The 19,867-nt window shown below is 65.9% G+C and carries 15 protein-coding genes and 2 tRNA genes; 7 read left to right on the forward strand and 10 right to left on the reverse strand.

Annotated elements, in window-relative coordinates; all coding sequences use genetic code 11:
• Window positions 1-75: 75 nt before the first annotated feature.
• The 8 genes from ACHWUQ_RS18860 to ACHWUQ_RS18895 all read right to left on the reverse strand — a co-directional run bounded on the left by ACHWUQ_RS18860 (window position 76) and on the right by ACHWUQ_RS18895 (window position 8,630).
• Entirely contained in the window at window positions 76-363 is a 288-nt protein-coding gene (locus ACHWUQ_RS18860; RefSeq protein ID WP_394682053.1) for a DUF3325 domain-containing protein, read from the reverse strand.
• Entirely contained in the window at window positions 360-2,066 is a 1,707-nt protein-coding gene (locus ACHWUQ_RS18865; RefSeq protein WP_394682054.1) for a PepSY-associated TM helix domain-containing protein, read from the reverse strand. Before ACHWUQ_RS18865 ends, ACHWUQ_RS18860 begins: the two co-directional genes overlap by 4 nt.
• Window positions 2,063-2,389: a DUF3649 domain-containing protein gene (locus tag ACHWUQ_RS18870; RefSeq protein WP_312836131.1), complete on the reverse strand. Its 327-nt coding sequence runs from the start codon at window positions 2,387-2,389 to the stop codon at window positions 2,063-2,065. The genes ACHWUQ_RS18865 and ACHWUQ_RS18870 overlap by 4 nt, the downstream gene beginning before the upstream one ends.
• Window positions 2,386-3,111, reverse strand: a complete 726-nt coding sequence (locus tag ACHWUQ_RS18875; protein ID WP_394682064.1) for a cobalt ABC transporter substrate-binding protein — start codon at window positions 3,109-3,111, stop codon at window positions 2,386-2,388. Before ACHWUQ_RS18875 ends, ACHWUQ_RS18870 begins: the two co-directional genes overlap by 4 nt.
• Window positions 3,112-3,231: 120 nt before the next feature.
• Window positions 3,232-5,577: a TonB-dependent siderophore receptor gene (locus ACHWUQ_RS18880; protein WP_394682055.1), complete on the reverse strand. Its 2,346-nt coding sequence runs from the start codon at window positions 5,575-5,577 to the stop codon at window positions 3,232-3,234.
• A 126-nt stretch (window positions 5,578-5,703) separates the two neighbouring features.
• Entirely contained in the window at window positions 5,704-7,017 is a 1,314-nt protein-coding gene (locus ACHWUQ_RS18885; RefSeq protein WP_394682056.1) for a sigma-70 family RNA polymerase sigma factor, read from the reverse strand.
• 218 nt (window positions 7,018-7,235) lie between these two features.
• Window positions 7,236-8,036, reverse strand: coding sequence for an anti-sigma factor domain-containing protein (locus ACHWUQ_RS18890; RefSeq protein WP_394682057.1), 801 nt, complete (start codon window positions 8,034-8,036; stop codon window positions 7,236-7,238).
• Between the two features lie 18 nt (window positions 8,037-8,054).
• Entirely contained in the window at window positions 8,055-8,630 is a 576-nt protein-coding gene (locus ACHWUQ_RS18895) for a sigma-70 family RNA polymerase sigma factor (protein ID WP_239808744.1), read from the reverse strand.
• 337 nt (window positions 8,631-8,967) lie between these two features.
• Between ACHWUQ_RS18895 and ACHWUQ_RS18900 the strand changes: the two genes are divergently transcribed.
• On the forward strand, window positions 8,968-9,753 hold the full coding sequence (locus ACHWUQ_RS18900; RefSeq protein ID WP_394682058.1) for an SDR family NAD(P)-dependent oxidoreductase: 786 nt from the start codon (window positions 8,968-8,970) through the stop codon (window positions 9,751-9,753).
• A 3-nt stretch (window positions 9,754-9,756) separates the two neighbouring features.
• On the forward strand, window positions 9,757-10,458 hold the full coding sequence (locus tag ACHWUQ_RS18905) for a glutathione S-transferase family protein (RefSeq protein WP_394682059.1): 702 nt from the start codon (window positions 9,757-9,759) through the stop codon (window positions 10,456-10,458).
• A 67-nt stretch (window positions 10,459-10,525) separates the two neighbouring features.
• Here ACHWUQ_RS18905 and purL read toward each other — a convergent pair whose 3' ends face one another.
• Window positions 10,526-14,536, reverse strand: coding sequence for a phosphoribosylformylglycinamidine synthase (gene purL / locus ACHWUQ_RS18910; protein ID WP_394682060.1), 4,011 nt, complete (start codon window positions 14,534-14,536; stop codon window positions 10,526-10,528).
• A gap of 182 nt (window positions 14,537-14,718) precedes the next feature.
• Between purL and map the strand changes: the two genes are divergently transcribed.
• The gene (map, locus tag ACHWUQ_RS18915; protein WP_239808748.1) at window positions 14,719-15,534 is read left to right on the forward strand and encodes a type I methionyl aminopeptidase; all 816 of its coding nucleotides are present in this window, start codon (window positions 14,719-14,721) and stop codon (window positions 15,532-15,534) included.
• Window positions 15,535-15,743: 209 nt separating this feature from the next.
• Window positions 15,744-18,362, forward strand: coding sequence for a [protein-PII] uridylyltransferase (locus ACHWUQ_RS18920; RefSeq protein WP_394682061.1), 2,619 nt, complete (start codon window positions 15,744-15,746; stop codon window positions 18,360-18,362).
• Window positions 18,363-18,375: 13 nt separating this feature from the next.
• Here the strand turns inward: ACHWUQ_RS18920 and def are convergent, their stop codons facing one another.
• The gene (gene def / locus ACHWUQ_RS18925) at window positions 18,376-18,915 is read right to left on the reverse strand and encodes a peptide deformylase (protein ID WP_312527123.1); all 540 of its coding nucleotides are present in this window, start codon (window positions 18,913-18,915) and stop codon (window positions 18,376-18,378) included.
• 127 nt (window positions 18,916-19,042) lie between these two features.
• Between def and ACHWUQ_RS18930 the strand changes: the two genes are divergently transcribed.
• The 3 genes from ACHWUQ_RS18930 (at window position 19,043) to ACHWUQ_RS18940 (ending at window position 19,785) form a co-directional block, all read left to right on the forward strand.
• Complete coding sequence (locus ACHWUQ_RS18930; RefSeq protein ID WP_394682062.1) at window positions 19,043-19,486, forward strand: YbaN family protein; 444 nt, start codon at window positions 19,043-19,045, stop codon at window positions 19,484-19,486.
• A 101-nt stretch (window positions 19,487-19,587) separates the two neighbouring features.
• A tRNA-Asn gene (locus tag ACHWUQ_RS18935) sits at window positions 19,588-19,663 on the forward strand.
• A 46-nt stretch (window positions 19,664-19,709) separates the two neighbouring features.
• A tRNA-Asn gene (locus tag ACHWUQ_RS18940) sits at window positions 19,710-19,785 on the forward strand.
• Window positions 19,786-19,867 lie beyond the last annotated feature (82 nt).

Genomic DNA, 19,867 nt, shown 5'->3' on the forward strand with positions numbered 1-19,867 from the left:
TAGTCGCGGCAACGGAGATTGTAGGCAGGGTCGAAGACGAAATGAGGCAAGACGGGCCCCCGGCCCGCCTGCGTGTCACTTTTTTACAGATTTGCGGCGTTCCCAGGCCACCATCGTGAGAAGGACAATCGCGGCGCTGAGCGAGATATGGCCGCACCAGGTGACCAGGCCGAGCGACCAGCCCTTGAGCCCCACGGCAATCGCCAGCGAGGCCAGCAGCGCCAGCCAGCCGGCCAGGCGCAGGCGCCGGGTGGGGCCGGGTGGCAGCTCACGGCCCAACAGATCGAGCTGGTGGCGGTCCATCGCCAGCGCCAGCAGTGCAAACGCCGGCAGCGACACCAGCTGAATGGCAAGGTGGTTCATGGCCGGGCCTCCTGCAGATCGGGCGCCATGGCCGCGCTGGCAGCCGTTGCGCCGGAATCCACATCCCGGGCGGCAGGCGCCGGGGAGTTGGCAGCCGGGCGCGGTGCCGCCTGGCGCTGCGGCTTGCGCTTGGGTTGGTGGCGCCAGGTGCGGATCGCCAGCCAGGCATGCAGCGCGGCCAACGCCAGCAAGGTCAGCTCCAGCCCGGTGAACACCCAGTCACCGTCGATGGCGCTGCGCCACAGCGGCCGGTCCGTGGTCAGCACATTGACGACCGGCAGCAAGGCCAGCGCCGCGCAACCGGCCCAGAGCAGTTCCACCCAGGCGCGCTTGGCAGGCCGCAGCATGGCCCAGACCAGGCTGGCCCCCCAGAGGATGAAGAACCAGTGGATCTCCCAGTCGCTGCGCTTTTCCATGTCCAGCGGCAGCAGGCGGTTGGCCCAGAGCATGGCGGCCATGCCGATGCTCAGGCCGGCAATGGCAGCGATGTTCAGCCGCTCCACCAGCCAGAAGCCAAAGTACGGCTTGTCCGGATGGGGCAGCTTGGTGCGGCGCTTGACGGTCCACATCACCAGGCCCGTGCCCACCATGGCCGTGCCTGCCAGACTGGTGAGGAAGTAGAGCCAGCGCACGGTGGTATCGCCAAAGCGGCCCAGGTGCAAGGCATAGAGCACGCCCCGCGTCTCGGCTGCCGCGCCCACCTGGTCCTTGACCTCCAGCAGCTTGCCGGTGCTGCCCTCGAACAGCATGTACTTGGGGCTGATCGACACGCGCTCGAAATCGCCGTAGGTGACGATCACGCGTGCCGAGGCGTCGCCGGCGTTGTTGACGGTGACGCGGCCAATGCGGTCCGCGCCCCAGCGCTGTTGGGCCTGGCGCACCATATCGCCCAACGGGGCGAGCGGCACAGCCTGGCCGCTGGGCTTGCCGGCAGGAACGAAGGCGCTGATCTCGCTTTGCATGGCCTGGCGCTCGGCCTGGGTCTTGAAGGCGGCACTGCTGGCCCAGGGCATGGTCATCGCCATCAGCGTGACCAGGCCGGTATAGGTGATCATCGCGTGGAAAGGCAGGCCGAAAACCGACAGCGCATTGTGCGCATCCAGCCAGGAGCGTTGGCCCTTGCCCCAGCGGAAGGTGAAGAAGTCGACAAAGATCTTCTTGTGCGTGATCACGCCGCTGACAATGGCCACCAGCATGAACATCGCGCAGAAACTGGCCAGCCAGCGGGCCCAGAGCACCGGCATGTAATGGAACTGGAAGTGGAAGCGGTAGAAGAACTCACCGCCCACAGTCTCGCGGCTGCTGACCTTCTGGCCGGTTTGCGGATCGAACACGGCGCTGCCAAAGCCGCGCTCGCCCTTCGCGGGCTTGGCGATGCGCCAGAACGCACTCACGACGTTGTTGCGCGCATCGGCCATGCCCAGGCTCCACTGCGAGCTGCCGGGCACCATCTGCTGCAGCTCCTCGGCGATGCGGGGGACCACTTCAGCGGCATTGGGCACGGCGGCCTGGTGGGCCACCTCGGGCCGCATCCACTGCGAAATCTCTTCCTTGAAATAGCTCACCGTACCGGTGAGAAACATCGCATACAGAATCCAGCCCACCAGCAGGCCGGCCCAGATGTGCAGGTCGGACATGGTCTGGCGAATGCCGCGTGCGGCGGGCTTACCGGGTTTGCTATGTTTTTTATCGTTGGCAGTCATGCCGGAGTCACTCCATTCCATACCGGCCAGGCGGCCAGCAGCAGCGGTATCGCTGCCAGCAGCAGCCCCAGCCAGGCGCGGGTGGCCGAGCGCACCGCGAACACCCAGACCACCGCGCCGGTGTAGACCAGAAAGCTGGCCATCGTGCCAGCCAGCACGGCCTGGGGCTTGTCCATCGGCAGCGCCAGCGCGGCAACACTGGCCACCGCCGCCAGCGCATAGCCGCCGCCGATGGCGGCGACGATGCGCGAGAGCAGCGGCCCGACCTGGCAGGCCTTGGTCAGCGCGGCGCGCAACGCGCCGCTCAGCGCTGGGCTGGTCATTTGGCCGGGTTAGGCGTGGCAACCGGGCCGGCCGCCAGCGGGGCCAGGCCTTGTGGCTTCACATAGGTGACCGACGTCACATAGCTCACGCCGTCGTACTTTTCGCCAGCGCGTTCGCCGGGCGTGCGGTCGTTGTGCTTGATCTCGGCCACATACTGGCCTTGCCAGGGCAGGTCGAACTGCACCAGGCCTTGCGCGTCAGTGTGGCCTTCCTTCATCCAGCCCGATTGGGTGACCAGCGCGACCTGGGTCTTGGCCAGCGGCTGGCCCTTGAAGGTCGCCTTGAACTCGCCGTCCTTGCCGGTCGGTGTCAGGTCCAGCGCCAGCTTGGGCTTTTGCGCGGCAAAGCCGGTGACCAAGCGTGCAGCAGGGTGGTACCAGTTGGTGACATCCTTGCCATCGCGCTTGAACTTGGACAGCGGGTAGTTGGCATCTTCAGCGACGATGGAGACCCCATCCTGGACGTTGAAAGGCAGCGTAAAGCCATGGGCGGTCTTGTTGCCGGCCGCAGCCTTTTCTTCGCCGTTGGCGCTGATCAGCACGCCCTGGGGCTTGCCAAAGTGGTCCAGCAGGCCAGGAGACGCTTCGCGCAAATTGTCGCCAAACTCGCCAAAGCGCAGCACCACGGCCTGGTCGGCACCGGCAGGCTCCAGCCAGACCTGGTGGGCCTGGGCGGACAGGGCCAGCATGGCCAGACTCAGCGCAGACAGGGATTTCTTCAACATATGCTCTCTCTCCTTTTTTGATAAACATGCTGCCGGCGCCTTGCGCGCTCCCGCAGCCCACTCCCCAGAACCGGTGGGCGGTCTCTACGCAACTGCGCGGAGACCAGCCGCAGGTTCTCAAAAATCAACCGTCGCCGACAGCACCACGGTACGCGGCGCGCTCAGGGTCAGGTAGTTGTTGCCACTGATCAACCAGACGTTCTTGCCCGTCAGGTTTTCGACATTGGCACGCAGCACCACCGCCTTGCCGCTGACCTGGGTGCGGTAGCGCGCGCCCACATCCAAGCGGGTCCAGCCCGAGAGCTTGAGGGTGTTGGCATTGCTGGCCCAGGCCGAGCCGGTGCGGATCACCCGGCCGTTGACGGACAGGCCCTGCACGCCGGGCACATCCCAGTCGGCGCCCAGGTTGGCATTGATCTTGGGCACGCCGTAGGCATCGTTGCCCTGGTACTGCGCCGCCTTGGTGACCTTGGCACGGTTGAAGGCAAGGCCTCCCATCCAACGCAGACCCCGCTGCAGCTCACCATAGGCGGCCAGCTCCAGGCCCCGGTTGCGCTGCTCACCATCAAAGCTGTAGATGTTGGTGGCCGGGTCGGTCATGCTGTTGGGGCGGCTGATCTGGAACAGGCTGGCCGTCGTCATGACGCTGCCCCAATCCACCTTCACACCTGCTTCGTACTGTTTGGACTTGAATGGGGGAAACACCTCGCCGGCATTGACGGCCGTGTTGGGGGCGGTGCCACCACGCGAGAGACCGGCCGTGTAGTTGCCGTAGACGGAGACCTGGTCATTGGCCTTGACCACCAGGCCGACCAGCGGCGTGGTCGCGCTCTTGGCGTAGCTGCTGGTCTGCGCGCCGGTGGCGGTGCTGAAGTTGCGCAGGTCCACAGTCTGGCGGCGCAGGCCCAGGGTCAGCAGCAGGCGGTCATCGGCCAGGGCGAGGGTGTCCGTCACCGCGATGCCGTAGTTGTGCGCCTTGGAGGCCTTGTTGGGCGCGATGCGCGCGCCCTCGACCGGTGGCAGTGGCGCGGGGTGGTAGATGTTCGATGGCGACGTGGTCAGGCCGGCCACATAGGCATTGCCGGATTCCTGGCGCAAATCGGAAGCGCTGACCACCAGCGAGTGCTTGACACCGCCGGTCGCGAACTTGGCCCGCAGCCCCGCATCGGCGCTGCTGGTGTCGGTGTAGGAATCGTAGAAGCTGCTGCGCACCGTGAAGTCGCCAGCCGCATTCATCGACGTCGTCGTGGTCGGGAAAATCTGCTGGGCCTTGCCCTTGCGGTAGCCGATACCCGCAAACGCCGTGACCTGGTCGTTCAGATCCACTTCCAGGCGCGAGGCGATGACCTTGTCGTCCAGCGACAGATCGGTATCGGGGAACCAGTTGCTGCGCGCGTTGGGCGGCTTGGGCAAGGACGTGAGCGCCGGGTTGAAGCCGATCTGCGGGCGGAAGTCTTCCATCTCTTCGCGCTGCGCATAGGCGTCGAGCGACCAGCGCAGATTGCTGCCCCGGTAGTCCACCGCGATCGCGCCCACACCCAGCTTCTGGTCACCACCACGGATGCTGGCCTCGCCACCGCGCGCTGCGCCATTGACGCGCACGCCCCACTCCTTGTTTTCGCCAAAGCGGCGCGAGATATCGACACTGGTGCCGAACTGCGCACGGCCCAGGTACTGCAGGCCCACGCGGTTCAGCGGCGCATCGCCCGCACGCTTGGTCTGCACATTGATCGCGCCACCAATGCTGCCGCCCGGCGGCATGCCGCCCACCATCGCGCCCGGGCCCTTGAGCAGCTCGGCACGTTCCAGAATCTCGGCCGGCACCCGGCTGGCAGAGGTCAGGCCATAGAGGCCATTGAGGCCCACATCGCCACCGCTGATGCCAAAGCCGCGCACCTGGATGTCTTCGCTGAAGCCCTGCGAGGCGGTGGTCAGGCGCACCGACGCGTCATTGGCCAGCACCTCACCCAAGGTGCGTGCCTGCTGGTCGGCCACCGCTTCTGCGGTATAGGCCACGGTGGAAAACGGCGTGTCCATCACATCCTGGTCGCCCAGCATGCCAATGCGGCTGCCGCGTGCCTGCTTGCCACCGGCATAGGCTTCGGGGCGGTCGCCCGCGCGGGTGGCGGGGGCCGTCACCACCACCGGATTCAGTGCCACTTCACCGGCGGTCTGGCCGTTGTCGATGACCAAAGTCGTGCCCTCGATGCGCGCCACCAGGTTGGTGTTGCGCAGCAGCTGGCGTACGGCGTCCTGCGCGCTCATGCTGCCCTTGACGGCAGCGCCGGGGCGGCCCTGCACCAGTGCAGGAGGTGCCATCAACTGCAGCCCGGCCTGGCGGGCCAGCTGGGCCAGCGCGCTGTCGAGCGGCTGGGCGGAAATATCAAAATCAGCGGCCGAGGCCGCGCCGGCCAAGGCGGCCATCGCCAGGGCCATCAGGTGGCGTTTGCAGGGGTGCGACATAGCAGTGGGTACTTTCCTCATGTGGTTCACACGAGGTAATACGAACGAGACGCAGTTTTCCCTCAGCGCTTGCGCAAGTATTTTTGAATGGCCGGACAGCGGCCCATAGTGCTTGCACGCCATCGCTCAACTCTGCGCCCTGCGCCGTGCAATCGTGATGCGGCGCGCAGCGCCCTGGCCTTCTTCGCGCACCACGACCGGCACGCTGCGCGGCAGCAGCTGCAGCCAGGCGCGGGCATCGGCAATGCGCACCCGGCCAAAAATCGCCATATGTTCGGCATCGGGCGCCACCTGCAGGGGCACGTCGCAATAACGGGCCAGGCGCTGCACCGCCAGGCCCAGCGGCTCGTGGCGGAAGTCCAGCCAGCCATTGCGCCAGGCCGCCACCTCGCCCGCGCTGGTATCGCGCCGGGGCGACTGTCCTGGCTGCCAGTCCAGGGTCTGGCTGCCCGTCAGCTCCCAGCCATCACCCGCATCGGCCAAATCACCATCGCTGCCCCGCTGCTGCACGCGCACCCGGCCCTCTTCAACCGCCACGCGCAGCCCGCCCTGGGCATCGAGTGCGACTTCAAACCGGGTGCCCAGCACGGTGATACGGGCCGGGCCGGCATCGACGATGAAAGGCGCATCGGCCTGGCGTGCTACCTGGAAGAAGGCCACGCCTTCGTGCAGCTGCACATGGCGGCGGTTGCCGTAGTAGCGCACCTCCAGCCGGGTCTGCGCATCCAGCGCAATGCTGCTGCCATCGGGCAGGGCCTGGTTGAGCTGGCGGCCGGTGGCCGTGGCCAGCTGGATCTGCCATGTCACCACCTGGCTTTGGTAGATGCGCCAGGCCAGGCTGCCGCTGGCGCCCAGCCCTGCCACGCCGAGCAAGGCCGACAGCGCACGGCGCCGCCCCTTGCGCGGCAGCGCCGGCACAACGCCATCACCACGCCATGCGTGCAACGCGGCCTCGATCGCATCCATGGCGCGCATGATCTCGCGCTCCACCGTCTTGACCGAGACGCCGTGCGCTGCGGCAATCGACGCCTGCGATTCGCCATCGAGCCGGTCGGCCAGCAACATGCTGCGGCAGCGCTCAGGCAAGGCGGCTATTGCGGCATCGACGGCTGCCAGCGCTTCGCGCCGCAGGCTGGCCTCGGCCACATCCTGGCCCAGTGCCTGCACACCGGCGCTGCTGTCATGCAGGGCGCTGTCAAAGCGCTCGGAGGTGCGCGCCGCCCGGCGCAGGTGGTCGATCACCAGATGCTCGGCCACCGTGTACAGATAGGCACGCGGCGCCGGGTGCGGGCTCTGCGCCAGCGGCCCCGCTTCCACCACGCGCAGCCAGGCGTCATGCACGATGTCCTGCGCCGATTGGCGGCTGCCGGTACGGCGTGCGACAAAGGCAATCAGCTCGCGATAGCTATCGCGAAAGGCTTCCAACGGGAGGGCGGACATGGCGGAACGGGCGGGCAGTAAAAATGACGAGGCGCGCCAGTATATTACGAATGAGAATAAATCTCATTTGTTATAGAAATTTTCTTTTAAAACAGGGGCTTAAATCGCCCACCCGGGAAGGCGGGTACTGGTGCCTGTACACCTGTTTTCCGCTGTGTAATAAGCGCTAAAAACGCCCTGCAGCGCCAGCTGCAGGGCGTGGGGGCGGGCAAAACTGCTTACAAATCGCGCTTGATCAAAGCCCCGCTGAACAAGACCGGCCCGGTGGGCCCCGTCTCGCTGGGCACGCCGCCCTTGGGCTCCAGGCTGACCGCCAGTGCCGGGACCGCCTGCACCTGGGCCAGCTGCGCCTGCAGTTGCTCCAGCCGCCCCTCCCCCATGACACCCAGCGACTGCGGCGCGCCCTGCGCCGGCAAGGCCCACAGCTGCAGTGACCGGTCGGCCGCCTCCTGGTAGCCACCGACGCGCTGCAGCACCAGCCGGCCCTGGCGGGCATCGAAGGTCACCAGCATCGAGGCCTGGGCCTTGCCATCGGCCAGTACGGCCACGTACTGGACCTGAGGGGCGGCCTGCAATGCGGTCTGGGTCTTTTGCAGCTCGGTTTGCAAGGCGGCCAGCTGCTGGCCGGTGTTGCGTTGCAGGCTTTGCTGCGCATACAGGCCAATGGCCACCGCAGCGACGGTGGCCACGGCCCCCGTCAGCGCCAGCGAACGCCACCAGGCCAGCGCCTTGGGGCTGCGGGCGTTGGCAGCACTGCGCTGCTGCTCAAGGGCCAAGCCAGCCTTGTCGGCATCGACCATGTTCTGGATACGGGTCCAGACGGCGGCATCGGGCTGCACCGGCGACTGCAGCTCGGACAGCGCCGACCAGCGGCCCTGCCACAGCAGTGCGGCCGAGCGCACCTGCGGATGCGCGCGGGCCATCTGCTCAAAGCGGCGGCGGGCGCCTGCGCGCAAGGTGCCCAGCGCATAGGCGGCGGCCAGACGGTCGAGCAGTTCGGGGTGTTGTACCAGGTTCATCAGAGCGCTCCTTTGCGCCTACACGTGGCGGTCCATGCACTTGCGCAGTTGCTCCAGACTGCGGCGCATCCAGGTTTTGACGGTGCCCAGCGGCAGCTGGAAATGGCTGGCCAGCTCGCTGTGGCTCAAATCTCGCAAATAGGCCAGGCTCACCACCTGGCGCTGGGCCTGCTGCAGGCGCTCCATGCACTGCTGCAAGACCGTCGCCTGCTCACTCGCTTCCACCGACTGCATCGGGCTTTGTGCGTCGTCGCCCTGCGGCAGGTCATCCATGTCGTCCACCACCGCATGCTGGTCGAGCCGCTCGGCCTTGCGCCGGCGCAGAAAATCCAGCGCCCGGCTGCGCACCAGCAGACCCATCCAGGCCAGCGGCGGGCTGAGCGAATCGCGGTAACTGCCGGCATGGCGCCAGATGGCGACAAAACTGTCCTGCAGCACGTCTTCAGCCCAGGCCTTGTTGCCCAGAATGCGCAGCGCCAGGCCATACAGCCGCGAGGCGGTATCGTCGTACAACAGCCGCAGCGCTTTTTCGTCGCGGGCGGCAATGCGGTCTAACAAGAGCATCAGTTCAGTGTCAGTGGTAGGTGTGCGCATCCAAGCATTGTGGGGCGAAGGCCGGGTGGCCGGTGCATCCGTTGTATTGCTGCCAAGCAACAAGCGGCGCAGCCCGATCGGCAATCGCCCACAGGTAAGTACTCGCACACCCCCAAAACTTTCAGGTATCTGGCCGCTATACGCAGCAAACGGCCCACTGGATGCAAAAACGATGCAAAAAAATAATCGGCAGCCCTGAATCCAAACCAGCTGCTGATGCGTAGTGAAGAACGTAGACCTTGCCCAGACAGGGTCGGAAAACGGAGCACCCTATGAAAACAGCCACCACCGCAGTTGCCATACCCTCGGGCCCCTGCGCGCCCGCCCGGAGGCCACCATGCCGCTGAACACCCCCATCGAGCGCTGGTATGGCTTGCGTGTCTGGCTGATCGGCGCCAGCTCGGGCATCGGCCTGGCGCTGGCAGAGCAACTGCATGCCGCAGGGGCCCGCATTATCGTGTCGGCGCGCCGGCAGGAGGTGCTGGACGCCTTCGCCGAGCAGCACCCCGGCTGTCTGCCCCTGCCGCTGGATGTCAGCGACCGCGATGCCGTCGTCAGCGCCGTACACCAGCTGCTGGAGGACGGGCCCCTGGACATGGTGTGCTACTGCGCAGGCCAGCGGCAGACGATGAGGGCCGATGATCTGGACCTCAACCGCATGCTGCACCGGGAGGTCAATCTGACTGGCGCGCTGCATGTGATCACGGCCGTCACCCCCCACCTGCTGGCAGCGGCACGCGACGGGCGACAACCCCATCTCAGCCTGGTGGCCAGCGTCGCCGGTCTGCGTGGCCTGCAGGGCAACCTGGCCTATGGACCCAGCCAGGCGGCACTCATCAACCTGGCCCAGACCTTGCAGCTGGAGTTGCCGGCGCAAGGTGTGGGCGTCAGCCTGGCCGTCGTCAAGCCCGCGCTGACCGCGACCTCGTTGACCGAACCCCATCCTGCCAGCCTGCCGGTCTGGCAGCACCCGGCACAGGCGGCCGAGGCCATGCTCAAAGGCTGGGCCCACGGCCACTTTTTGCTGGGTGCGCCGTGGCGCTCCAGGCTGAGCTGGCGCCCAGGGTTCACCTCCCCGGCATCCAGTCTGTTCGCCTGGGTGCGCCGCTTGCAGGGGAACTGAAGCATGCTGACCCTTCACCACCTGGAAACCTCGCGCTCGCAGCGCGTGCTGTGGCTGCTCGAAGAGCTGAACCTCCCCTATGCGCTGCAAACCTACCCGCGCGATGCCAAGACCCGCCTGGCACCGCCGGCGCTCAAACGCATCCACCCGCTGGGCCTGTCGCCCATCCTCTGCGACCGGGGGCTGGTGATCGCCGAATCCGGCGCCATCATCGAGTACCTGGCCGAGCGCTATGGCGCCTGGGCGCCCCCGGACATGGCCTACCTGGAGCCTCCGCGCGGCAGCCCCGAGCATCTGCAGTGCCGCTACTGGATGCACTTTGCCGAGGGCTCGCTGATGAACTGGCTGCTGCTGCAGCTGGTGTTCGACAGCATCGCGGCCAAGCCTTTGCCGCTGCTGGTGCGCCCCGTTGTGGGACCGGTGCTGCGCACCCTTCGCCAGCAGGTGCACAAACAGCTGATCAGCCCCCACATGGAAGCAGCGATGGCCTATATGAACAACCACCTGGCCCACCAGCCCTGGTTTGCCGGGGACCACCTGACGATGGCCGACTTCCAGATGGGCTTTGCGGTGGAAGCGGCATTGGCCCGCTGCGCCAATGCAGCCGATTGGCCCCATCTGCATGCCTACCGCCAGCGCATGCAGGCCCGCGAGGCCTACCAGCGGGCCATTGCCAAAGGCGGCCCGGTGGTGATGAAGCTCTGAGCGCTCGACACCCGCGCTGTAAAAAGGCCCTGCAGTGCAGGGCCTTCGTCATGGAGCGTTCAGCAGATCAGCCCAGCCAGTGGCGGGCATTGCGCCAGACGCGCATCCAGGGACTGTGGGCCGAGCGGTCGCCGTCGGTCCAGCTCATCTGCACGTTGCGGAACACGCGCTCGGGGTGCGGCATCATCGCGGTGAAGCGGCCATCGGCCGTGGTGACCGCGGTCAGACCGCCGGCCGAGCCGTTCGGGTTGAACGGGTACTGCTCGGTGGCCTGGCCATGGTTGTCCACATAGCGCATCGCGGCGATCACCGTGTCGGCATTGCCGCGGAAGCGGAAGTTGGCATAGCCCTCACCGTGCGCCACCGCGATCGGCAGGCGCGAGCCGGCCATGCCTTGCAGGAACAGGCTGGGCGACTCCAGCACCTCGACCATCGACAGACGCGCCTCGAAGCGGTTGCTCTGGTTTTGCGTGAAGCGCGGCCAGTCTTGCGCACCGGGGATGATGTCGGCCAGCTCGGCAAACATCTGGCAGCCATTGCAGACGCCCAGTCCGAAGGTGTCCTTGCGGCTGAAGAAGGCCTGGAACTGCTCGGACAGCGGCTCGTTGAAGGTGATCGAGCGGGCCCAGCCAATGCCGGCGCCCAGCGTGTCACCGTAGCTGAAGCCGCCGCAGGCGACGATACCGGCAAAGTCACGCAGCTGGGCGCGGCCGGTCTGCAGGTCGGTCATGTGCACGTCCACCGCTTCAAAGCCGGCTTCGCCAAAGGCATAGGCCATTTCTACGTGGGAGTTCACGCCCTGCTCGCGCAGCACCGCCACGCGGGGCTTGGCCGCCACATTGACGAAAGGCGCAGACAGCGCTTCCTGCGGATCGAAGGTCAGGTGCACATGCATGCCGGGGTCGGACGGCACACCGACCGAGGCGTGCTCGCTGTCGGCGCAGGCGGGGTTGTCACGCTGCTGGGCAATCTTCCAGCTCACGGCATCCCAGACCTGGTGCAGATCGCTCAGGCTGGCGCCAAACACCTTCTTGGCATCGCGCCAGACTTGCAGTTCGCCCTTGCCCATGTCCATGCTGGACGAGGCCGGACGGGTCTTGCCCACGATGTGGCTGCAGGTGGACAGGCCATGCGCGCGCAGGGTCTCCAGCACGTCGGCGCTGTCGCTGGTCTTGACCTGCAGCACCACGCCCAGCTCTTCGTTGAACAGCGCACGCAAGGTCAGGTCTTCGCGGCGGCCCGATACCTGGGCGCCCCAGTTCTTGCCTTCGCCACTGTCCATGCGGCTGTCGGAGATGCCATCGCCTTCGGTGATCAGCATGTCCACATTCAGTGCCACGCCGACATGGCCGGCAAAGGCCATTTCCGCCACGGTGGCCAGCAGGCCGCCGTCGCCCTTGTCGTGGTAGGCGAGGATCTTGCCCTGGGCGCGCAGCGCGTTGACAGCGTCGACCAGTGCGATCAGGTCCTTGGCCTCGTCGAGGTCAGGCGTTTCATTGCCGCTTTGGCCCAGCACCTGGCCCAGGATGGAGCCGCCCATGCGCATCTTGCCGCGCGAGAGATCGACCAGCACCAAGGTGGTGTCAGGCTCGCTGGCATCCAGCTGGGGCGTGAGCGTGCCGCGCACATCATCGATCGAGGCAAAGCCGGTGATGATCAGGCTGACCGGCGAGGTGACCTTCTTGGTCTCGCCGCCTTCGCTCCACTGCGTGCGCATCGACAGGCTGTCCTTGCCCACGGGGATGGAGATGTTCAGCTGCGGGCACAGCTCCATGCCGACGGCCTTGACGGTGGCGTACAGATCTGCGTCTTCACCGGGCTCGCCGCAAGCGGCCATCCAGTTGGCCGACATCTTCACCTTGGACAGCGCAATCGGCGCGGCCAGCATGTTGGTGATGGCTTCGGCAACCGCCATGCGGCCCGAGGCGGGGGCATTGATCGCTGCCAGCGGGGTGCGCTCGCCCATGGCCATCGCTTCACCCTTGAAGCCCTGGAAATCGGCCAGGGTCACGGCCACGTCGGCCACCGGCACCTGCCAGGGGCCGACCATCTGGTCACGGTGGGTCAGGCCGCCCACGGCGCGGTCACCAATGGTGACCAGGAAGCGCTTGGACGCCACCGTCGGGTGGGCCAGCACGTCGATCACGGCCTTTTCCAGCGGCACGCCGGTCAGGTCGATGGCGGGCAGGCTGCGCGCCACGGTCTGCACATCCTTGTGCATCTTGGGCGGTTTGCCCAGCAGCACATCCATCGGCATATCGACCGGGAATTTCTGGTCGTCCGCAGTCGCAGCCGGGTCTTCGAGCACCAGCTGGCGCTCTTCGGTCGCCGTGCCGATGACGGCAAACGGGCAGCGCTCGCGCTCGCAAAAGGCGGTGAACTGTGCCAGCGACTCGGGCGCAATCGCCATCACATAGCGTTCCTGGCTTTCGTTGGACCAGATTTCCTTGGGCGCCAGGCCCGATTCTTCGAGGTTGACCTTGCGCAGGTCAAAGCGAGCGCCACGGCCGGCGTCATTGGTCAGCTCGGGGAAGGCGTTGGACAGGCCACCGGCGCCCACGTCGTGGATCGCCAGGATGGGGTTGGCCGCGCCCTGCTGCCAGCAGTGGTTGATGACTTCCTGCGCACGGCGCTCGATCTCGGGGTTGCCGCGCTGCACCGAGTCAAAGTCCAGCTCGGCTGCATTGGTGCCGCTGGCCATCGAGCTGGCCGCACCGCCGCCCATGCCGATGCGCATGCCCGGGCCGCCCAGCTGGATCAGCAAGGTGCCGGCGGGGAACAGGATCTTCCGGGTCTGCTCGGCATCGATCACGCCCAGGCCACCGGCGATCATGATGGGCTTGTGGTAGCCACGGGTGATATCACCGACTTGCTGCTCGTACTCGCGGAAGTAGCCGGTCAGGTTGGGACGGCCGAATTCGTTGTTGAATGCGGCGCCGCCCAGCGGGCCTTCGATCATGATCTGCAGCGGGCTGGCGATGTGCTCGGGCTTGCCGACCTCGCTGCCCCAGAGCTTGGAGACGGTGAAACCGGTCAGGCCGGCCTTGGGCTTGGAGCCCCGGCCGGTTGCGCCTTCGTCACGGATCTCACCGCCCGCGCCGGTGGAAGCACCGGGGAAAGGCGAGATGGCCGTCGGGTGGTTGTGGGTCTCGACCTTCATCAGCACATGGCTGGTGGCCGCCTGCTTCTGGTAGCTGGGCGCCGTCACCGCATCGGCCTGGGTGTTGAACGGTGCCACAAAGCGCTCGACCTGGTGGCCTTCCATGATGGAGGCATTGTCCGAGTACGCCACCACGGTGTGCTGGGGCGATACCGCCTCGGTGTGGCGGATCATGCCGAACAGGCTCTTGTCCTGCGCCACACCGTCGATGGTGAAGTGGGCATTGAAGATCTTGTGGCGGCAGTGCTCGGAGTTCGCCTGGGCAAACATCATCAGCTCGACATCGCTGGGGTTGCGTGCCAGGCCCTTGAAGGCGTTTTCCAGGTACTCGATCTCGTCCTCAGCCAGCGCCAGGCCCCATTGCTTGTTGGCTTGTTCCAGCGCGCTGCGGCCGCCGCCCAGCACATCGACAAACTCCATCGGCTGCGCTTGCAGTGCGGAGAACAGCTGCTCGGCCTCGGCACGGGTGCCAAACACCGACTCGGTCATGCGGTCGTGCAGCAGCGCGGCGATCTGCGCGGTCTGCTCGGCGCTCAGCTCGGGCTTGCCGCCCAGCAGGCCGGCCTTGAGCTCGATGCGGTACTCGGTCAGGCGCTCGATGCGGAACACCGCCAGGCCGCAGTTGCGGGCGATGTCGGTGGCCTTGGAGGCCCAGGGCGAGATCGTGCCCATGCGCGGCGTGACGATGAAGGCCTGGCCGTCGCTGCCGCCTTCATAGGGGTCGCCATAGGTCAGCAGGGCTGCGACGCGCTCGGCCTGCGCGCCGGCCAGCGGCTGCTCGGTGGCGACCAGATGCACAAAACGGGCAGCAATGCCCGTTATCTTTGGATGGATCGCCGTCAATGCAGTCTGCAGTTGTTGGGCGCGGAAGGAGCTGAGGGCGTTGCCGCCTGGTAGCTGAGTCAGGTGCAGTGTCACGTGGCAGCCTATGTGGACTAGGAGGATGGGAAGAAAGCACGCATGCGCCTTGCCCACTGCGACGGGTGGACCGTGGCAGCACCATGACAAGGGCGGGATAACCCGGGATTCTACTGTGCCCCGCCAGGACACGTAGCCGCATGGACAACAGGCCAATGGCGGCGGTGGGATAATCATGGGCTATGACCATCAAAATCAATACCGAAGAAGATATTGCGCAGATGCGGATCGCAGGCCGTCTGGCCTCGGAGGTCCTGGACTACATCACCCCCCACATCCAACCGGGCATCACGACCAAGCAGATCGATCTGCTGTGCGCCGAGGCGATGGAAAAGCAAGGCACCAAATCGGCCTGCCTGGGCTACCAGCCTCCGGGCATGACGCCCTACCCGGCCTATGTCTGCACCTCGGTCAACCACGTGGTCTGCCACGGCATTCCCAATGACAAGCCGCTCAAGAAGGGCGATGTCGTCAATGTGGACGTGACCATCATCACGCCCGAAGGCTACTTCGGCGACAACAGCCGCATGTTCGTGATCGGCGAAGGCACGATTGCCGGCAAGCGCCTGTGCCAGCTGACCTTTGAAGCGATGTGGCATGGCATCGTGCAGGTCAAGAACGGCGCCCATCTGGGCGATATCGGCCATGCGATCCAGAAGTTCGCCGAAGGCCATGGCCTGTCGGTCGTGCGCGAGTACTGCGGCCACGGCATCGGCAAGGTGTTCCACGACGAGCCCCAGGTGCTGCACTATGGCCGCCCGGGCACCGGGGTGGAACTCAAGACCGGCATGATCTTCACGATCGAGCCGATGCTCAACCTGGGCAAGAAGGACATCAAGGACCTGGGCAATGACGGCTGGACGGTCATCACCAAGGACCACAGCCTGTCGGCCCAATGGGAAGTCGAAGTGCTGGTGACCGACACCGGCTATGAAGTGCTGACCTGGTCGGAAGGCTCGCCCACGCCGCCAAGCTTTGTGACCACGATCAAGTGCTGATGGCGCGCTGATCCGGCCCACCCCTCTGCACCGGGCCGGCGGCGGTCCCGGCACCCAAGGCGGCATCGCGACAAGCGTGCCGCCTTTGTCGTTTCGGGTGGCCGATCCCCGCCACGCCCTCATTTGGTGCGCCGTGGCATGGAATGTGCTTATTCGCATCCGCTGTTGAATGCTATGGCACACTGCCAGCGACAGCAGAATAGAGCACCATGAACGATCCTCGCATTCCGCAGCTGCGCGAGCAGTACCAGGCCCAACGCAGCGCCCTGTTTGACGACATCATGGCCGGGGGCAGCAGCACCCGGGGCATACAGACGCAATTGCGCAAGCTGTCGCAGCTGGCCGATGGTTTGCTGCGTGAGCTGTGGCATCTGGCCGGCCTGCCCGGCCGCCTGAACCTGGTAGGCGTAGGGGGCTTTGGCCGGGGCAAGCTCTTTCCTTATTCCGATATCGATGTGCTGCTGCTGCTGCCCGAGGGCACAGACCCCGAGCAGGACAGCGAATTGCGCAGCGCGATCGAGCAGTTCATCGGCTCCTGCTGGGATGCGGGGCTGGAGATCGGCTCGAGCGTGCGCACCCTCAGCCAGTGCATCAGCGAGGCCCAGGCCGATGTGACGGTGCAGACGGCGCTGCTGGAGTCGCGCCGCATCATCGGCTCACCGCGCCTCTACCACCTGTTCCAGTCAGCGCTGGCCCAGTCCATCCAGCCCGATGCCTTTGTCGTGGCCAAGGTGCTGGAGATGCAGCAGCGCCACAACAAATACGAAAACACCGTCTATGCGCTGGAGCCCAATTGCAAGGAATCGCCCGGCGGCCTGCGCGATCTGCAACTGATCCTGTGGCTGGGCCGCGCCACCGGCCTGGGCAGCCGCTGGAAGGAGCTCGCCGACAAGGGCCTGGCGACCGTCTACGAGGTGCGCAACCTGCAGCGCAACGAGGACCTGATTTGCCTCATCCGCGCGCGGTTGCACATTGTGGCGCGGCGCCGCGAGGACCGGCTGGTCTTCGACCTGCAAACGCCGGTGGCCGAGTCCTTTGGTTTCAAGACGGTGACCCCTGCCGGCCAACGCTTTCCCAAGCGCGCCAGCGAGGAGCTGATGAAGCGCTACTACTGGGCCGCCAAGGCCGTGGCCCAGCTCACACAGATCCTGATGCTGAACATGGACGAGCGCCTGCACCCGGGCAACCACACCCTGCGCCGCATCGATGACGAGTTCTACGACAAGGCCGGCCTCATCGAGGTGGCCGACGACGAGGTCTACCAGCGCAACCCGCATGCGATCTTGCGCACCTTCCTGCTCTACGAGACCGAGCCGGGCCTGAAGGACCTGTCGGCCCGCACCTTCCGCGCGCTCTACCATGCACGCCAGCTGATGGATGCGCAGTTCCGGCGCGACCCGGTCAACCGCGCCACCTTCATGCAGATCCTGCAGCAGCCCCATGGCATCACCCATGCGATGCGGCTGCTCAACCAGACCTCGGTGCTGGGCCGCTACCTCTGGCCGTTTCGCCGCATCGTCGGCCAGATGCAGCATGACCTGTTCCATGTCTACACGGTGGACCAGCACATCCTGATGGTGCTGCGCAATGTGCGGCGCTTCTTCATGGCCGAGCATGCGCACGAGTACCCGTTCTGCTCGCAGCTGGCCGCAGGCTGGGACAAGCCCTGGATTCTGTACCTCGCCGCCCTCTTCCACGATATCGGCAAGGGCCGGGGCGGTGACCATTCGGAGATCGGTGCGCTGGAGGTCAAGCGCTTTTGCCGCGACCACCAGATTGCCAAGGACGACCGGCAGCTGGTCGAGTTTCTGGTGCGCGAGCACCTGACGATGAGCCAGGTGGCGCAAAAGCAGGACACGTCGGACCCCGAGGTGATCACCGCCTTTGCCCAGCGCATGGGCAATGAGCGCAGGCTCACTGCCCTCTACCTGCTCACGGTGGCGGATATCCGCGGCACCAGCCCCAAGGTCTGGAATGCCTGGAAAGGCAAGCTGCTCGAAGACCTGTACCGCGCCACCTTGCGCGTGCTGGGCGGGCGGGCCCCCGATGTGGCCGCCCAGGTGGAAATCCGCAAGCGCGAGGCCTTGGTGCTGCTGGCGCTGTCGGCCCAGCCGCATGAATCGCAAAAAGCGCTGTGGGACACCTTGGGCCTGGACTATTTTCTGCGCCACGAGGCCGCCGATATTGCCTGGCACACGCGCCACCTGTCCCGTTCGGTGGGCAGCAAGGCCACGTTGGTGCGCGCCCGCCAGTCGCTGGCTGGCGAGGGCCTGCAGGTGATGGTGTATGCGCCCGACCAGCCCGATCTGTTTGCCCGCATCTGCAGCTATTTTGACCAGGCGGGTTTCTCGATCCTGGACGCCCGGGTGCATACCGCCCTCAACCGCTATGCGCTCGATACCTTCCAGGTGGTGGCCACCGATGCACCGCAAAGCTACCGCGAGTTGATCAACCTGGTCGAGAGCGAGCTGACGCGCGTGCTGGTGGCCGCTCAGCCACTGCCCGAGCCGGCGCAGCGCCGGGTATCGCGCCGGGTCAAGAGCTTTCCGGTGGCGCCGCGCGTGCTGCTGCGCCCCGATGACAAGGGCCAGCGCTGGCTGCTGTCCATTTCAGCGGCAGACCGCGCAGGCCTGCTCTACACGGTAGCGCGCATCCTCGCGCGCCACCAGCTGAGTGTGGAGCTGGCCAAGATCAGCACCTTGGGCGAGCGGGTGGAAGACAGCTTTTTGCTGCAGGGCCCGGAGCTGCAGAACAATGTGAGCCAGATCGCGATCGAGACCGAGCTGCTGTGGGCGCTGGCCGCGACCGGCAGCGGCGCCGCCGGTTGACGCGGGGGCCGGCTCAGTCGTCCTCAGCCGCGCTGATGCCGGGGAACAGCACTTCGGTGAAGCCAAACTGGCTGAAATCGCGCACCCGCATCGGGTAGAGCTTGCCCCAGAGGTGGTCGCATTCATGCTGTACCACCCGGGCATGGAAGCCTTCGGCCACGCGGTCGATCGGATCGCCATACTGGTCGAAACCGGTGTAGCGGATCTTGCGCCAGCGCGGCACCATGCCGCGCAGGCCCGGCACCGACAGACAACCTTCCCAGTCATCCTCTTCCTCGTCCGACAACGGCGTGATCACCGGGTTGACCAGCACCGTGGGCGGCACCAGCGGACGATCCGGGTAGCGCGGGTTGCGATCGGGCGAGCCGAAGAACACCACCTGCAGATCCACGCCGATCTGCGGCGCAGCCAAGCCCGCGCCATTGGCATCGCGCATGGTGTCGAGCAGGTCCTGCACCAGCTGGTGCAGCGCATCGGTGTCAAACTCGGTCACGGGCTGCGCAGTGCGCAGCAAACGGGCATCGCCCATTTTCAGGATTGGATAGATCGCCATACCGGGATGGTAGCGCAGCAGGGCATGCGGTCTGACGCCTTTTGCCACCCAAAGCAGCGCTATTCAGAATGCCTGGCTTGCCCAGCATCAAGACACTGTTATGCGGCGCGATGCACAATGCATGACCATGAACGAGCCCGCAGCCTCCTCCACTGCGCTGCAGGAAGCGCAGACACCGGCCTACTGCCCCATCCGCAGCCCGGTGCTGCGCTGGCTGCTGCTGCTGGCTGCGGTGGCCTGCCTCACAATGGGCATCATCGGCATCTTTGTGCCGGGCCTGCCCACAACGGTCTTCATCCTGATGGCCGGGGCCTGCGCCGCGCGCAGCTCGGCGCGGCTGCATGGCTGGCTGTGGCGCCACCGCCTGTTTGGCGGCATGCTGCGCAACTGGGCGGCAGGCGGCTTTGTCAGCCGCAAGGCCAAGTGGAGCGCCAGCATCACGATGGCGGTGTGTGCAGTCATCATGCTGCTGGTGCCAGCGCCCGGCTGGGCCAAGCTGTTGTCGATCAGCTGCATGGCCTGCGTGCTGGCCTGGCTATGGTGCCGGCCCGAACCGCCCGCACCCCGCTGAGCGTACGGCCTGGCGGACAGCCTCGCGTACGGCCCCCGGCGGCAAAAAATGACCTGGTCCGTTTTTCAGGCCAAAAATTCGTTCTATAATCGCAGTCTTGTTCCTCAATAGCTCAGTTGGTAGAGCGCCGGACTGTTAATCCGTAGGTCCCTGGTTCGAGCCCAGGTTGAGGAGCCACAGAATTTTTTGGCTTTGCAATCGAACAAAGCCTGTTGACCGATATTCCTCAATAGCTCAGTCGGTAGAGCGCCGGACTGTTAATCCGTAGGTCCCTGGTTCGAGCCCAGGTTGAGGAGCCATCACTTATCTGCCCTGCAATCGTTCAGGGCATTGACCAAAATTTGTTCCTCAATAGCTCAGTTGGTAGAGCGCCGGACTGTT

The organism is uncultured Comamonas sp. (assembly GCF_964277875.1).
Lineage (GTDB): Bacteria > Pseudomonadota > Gammaproteobacteria > Burkholderiales > Burkholderiaceae_C > Comamonas > Comamonas sediminis.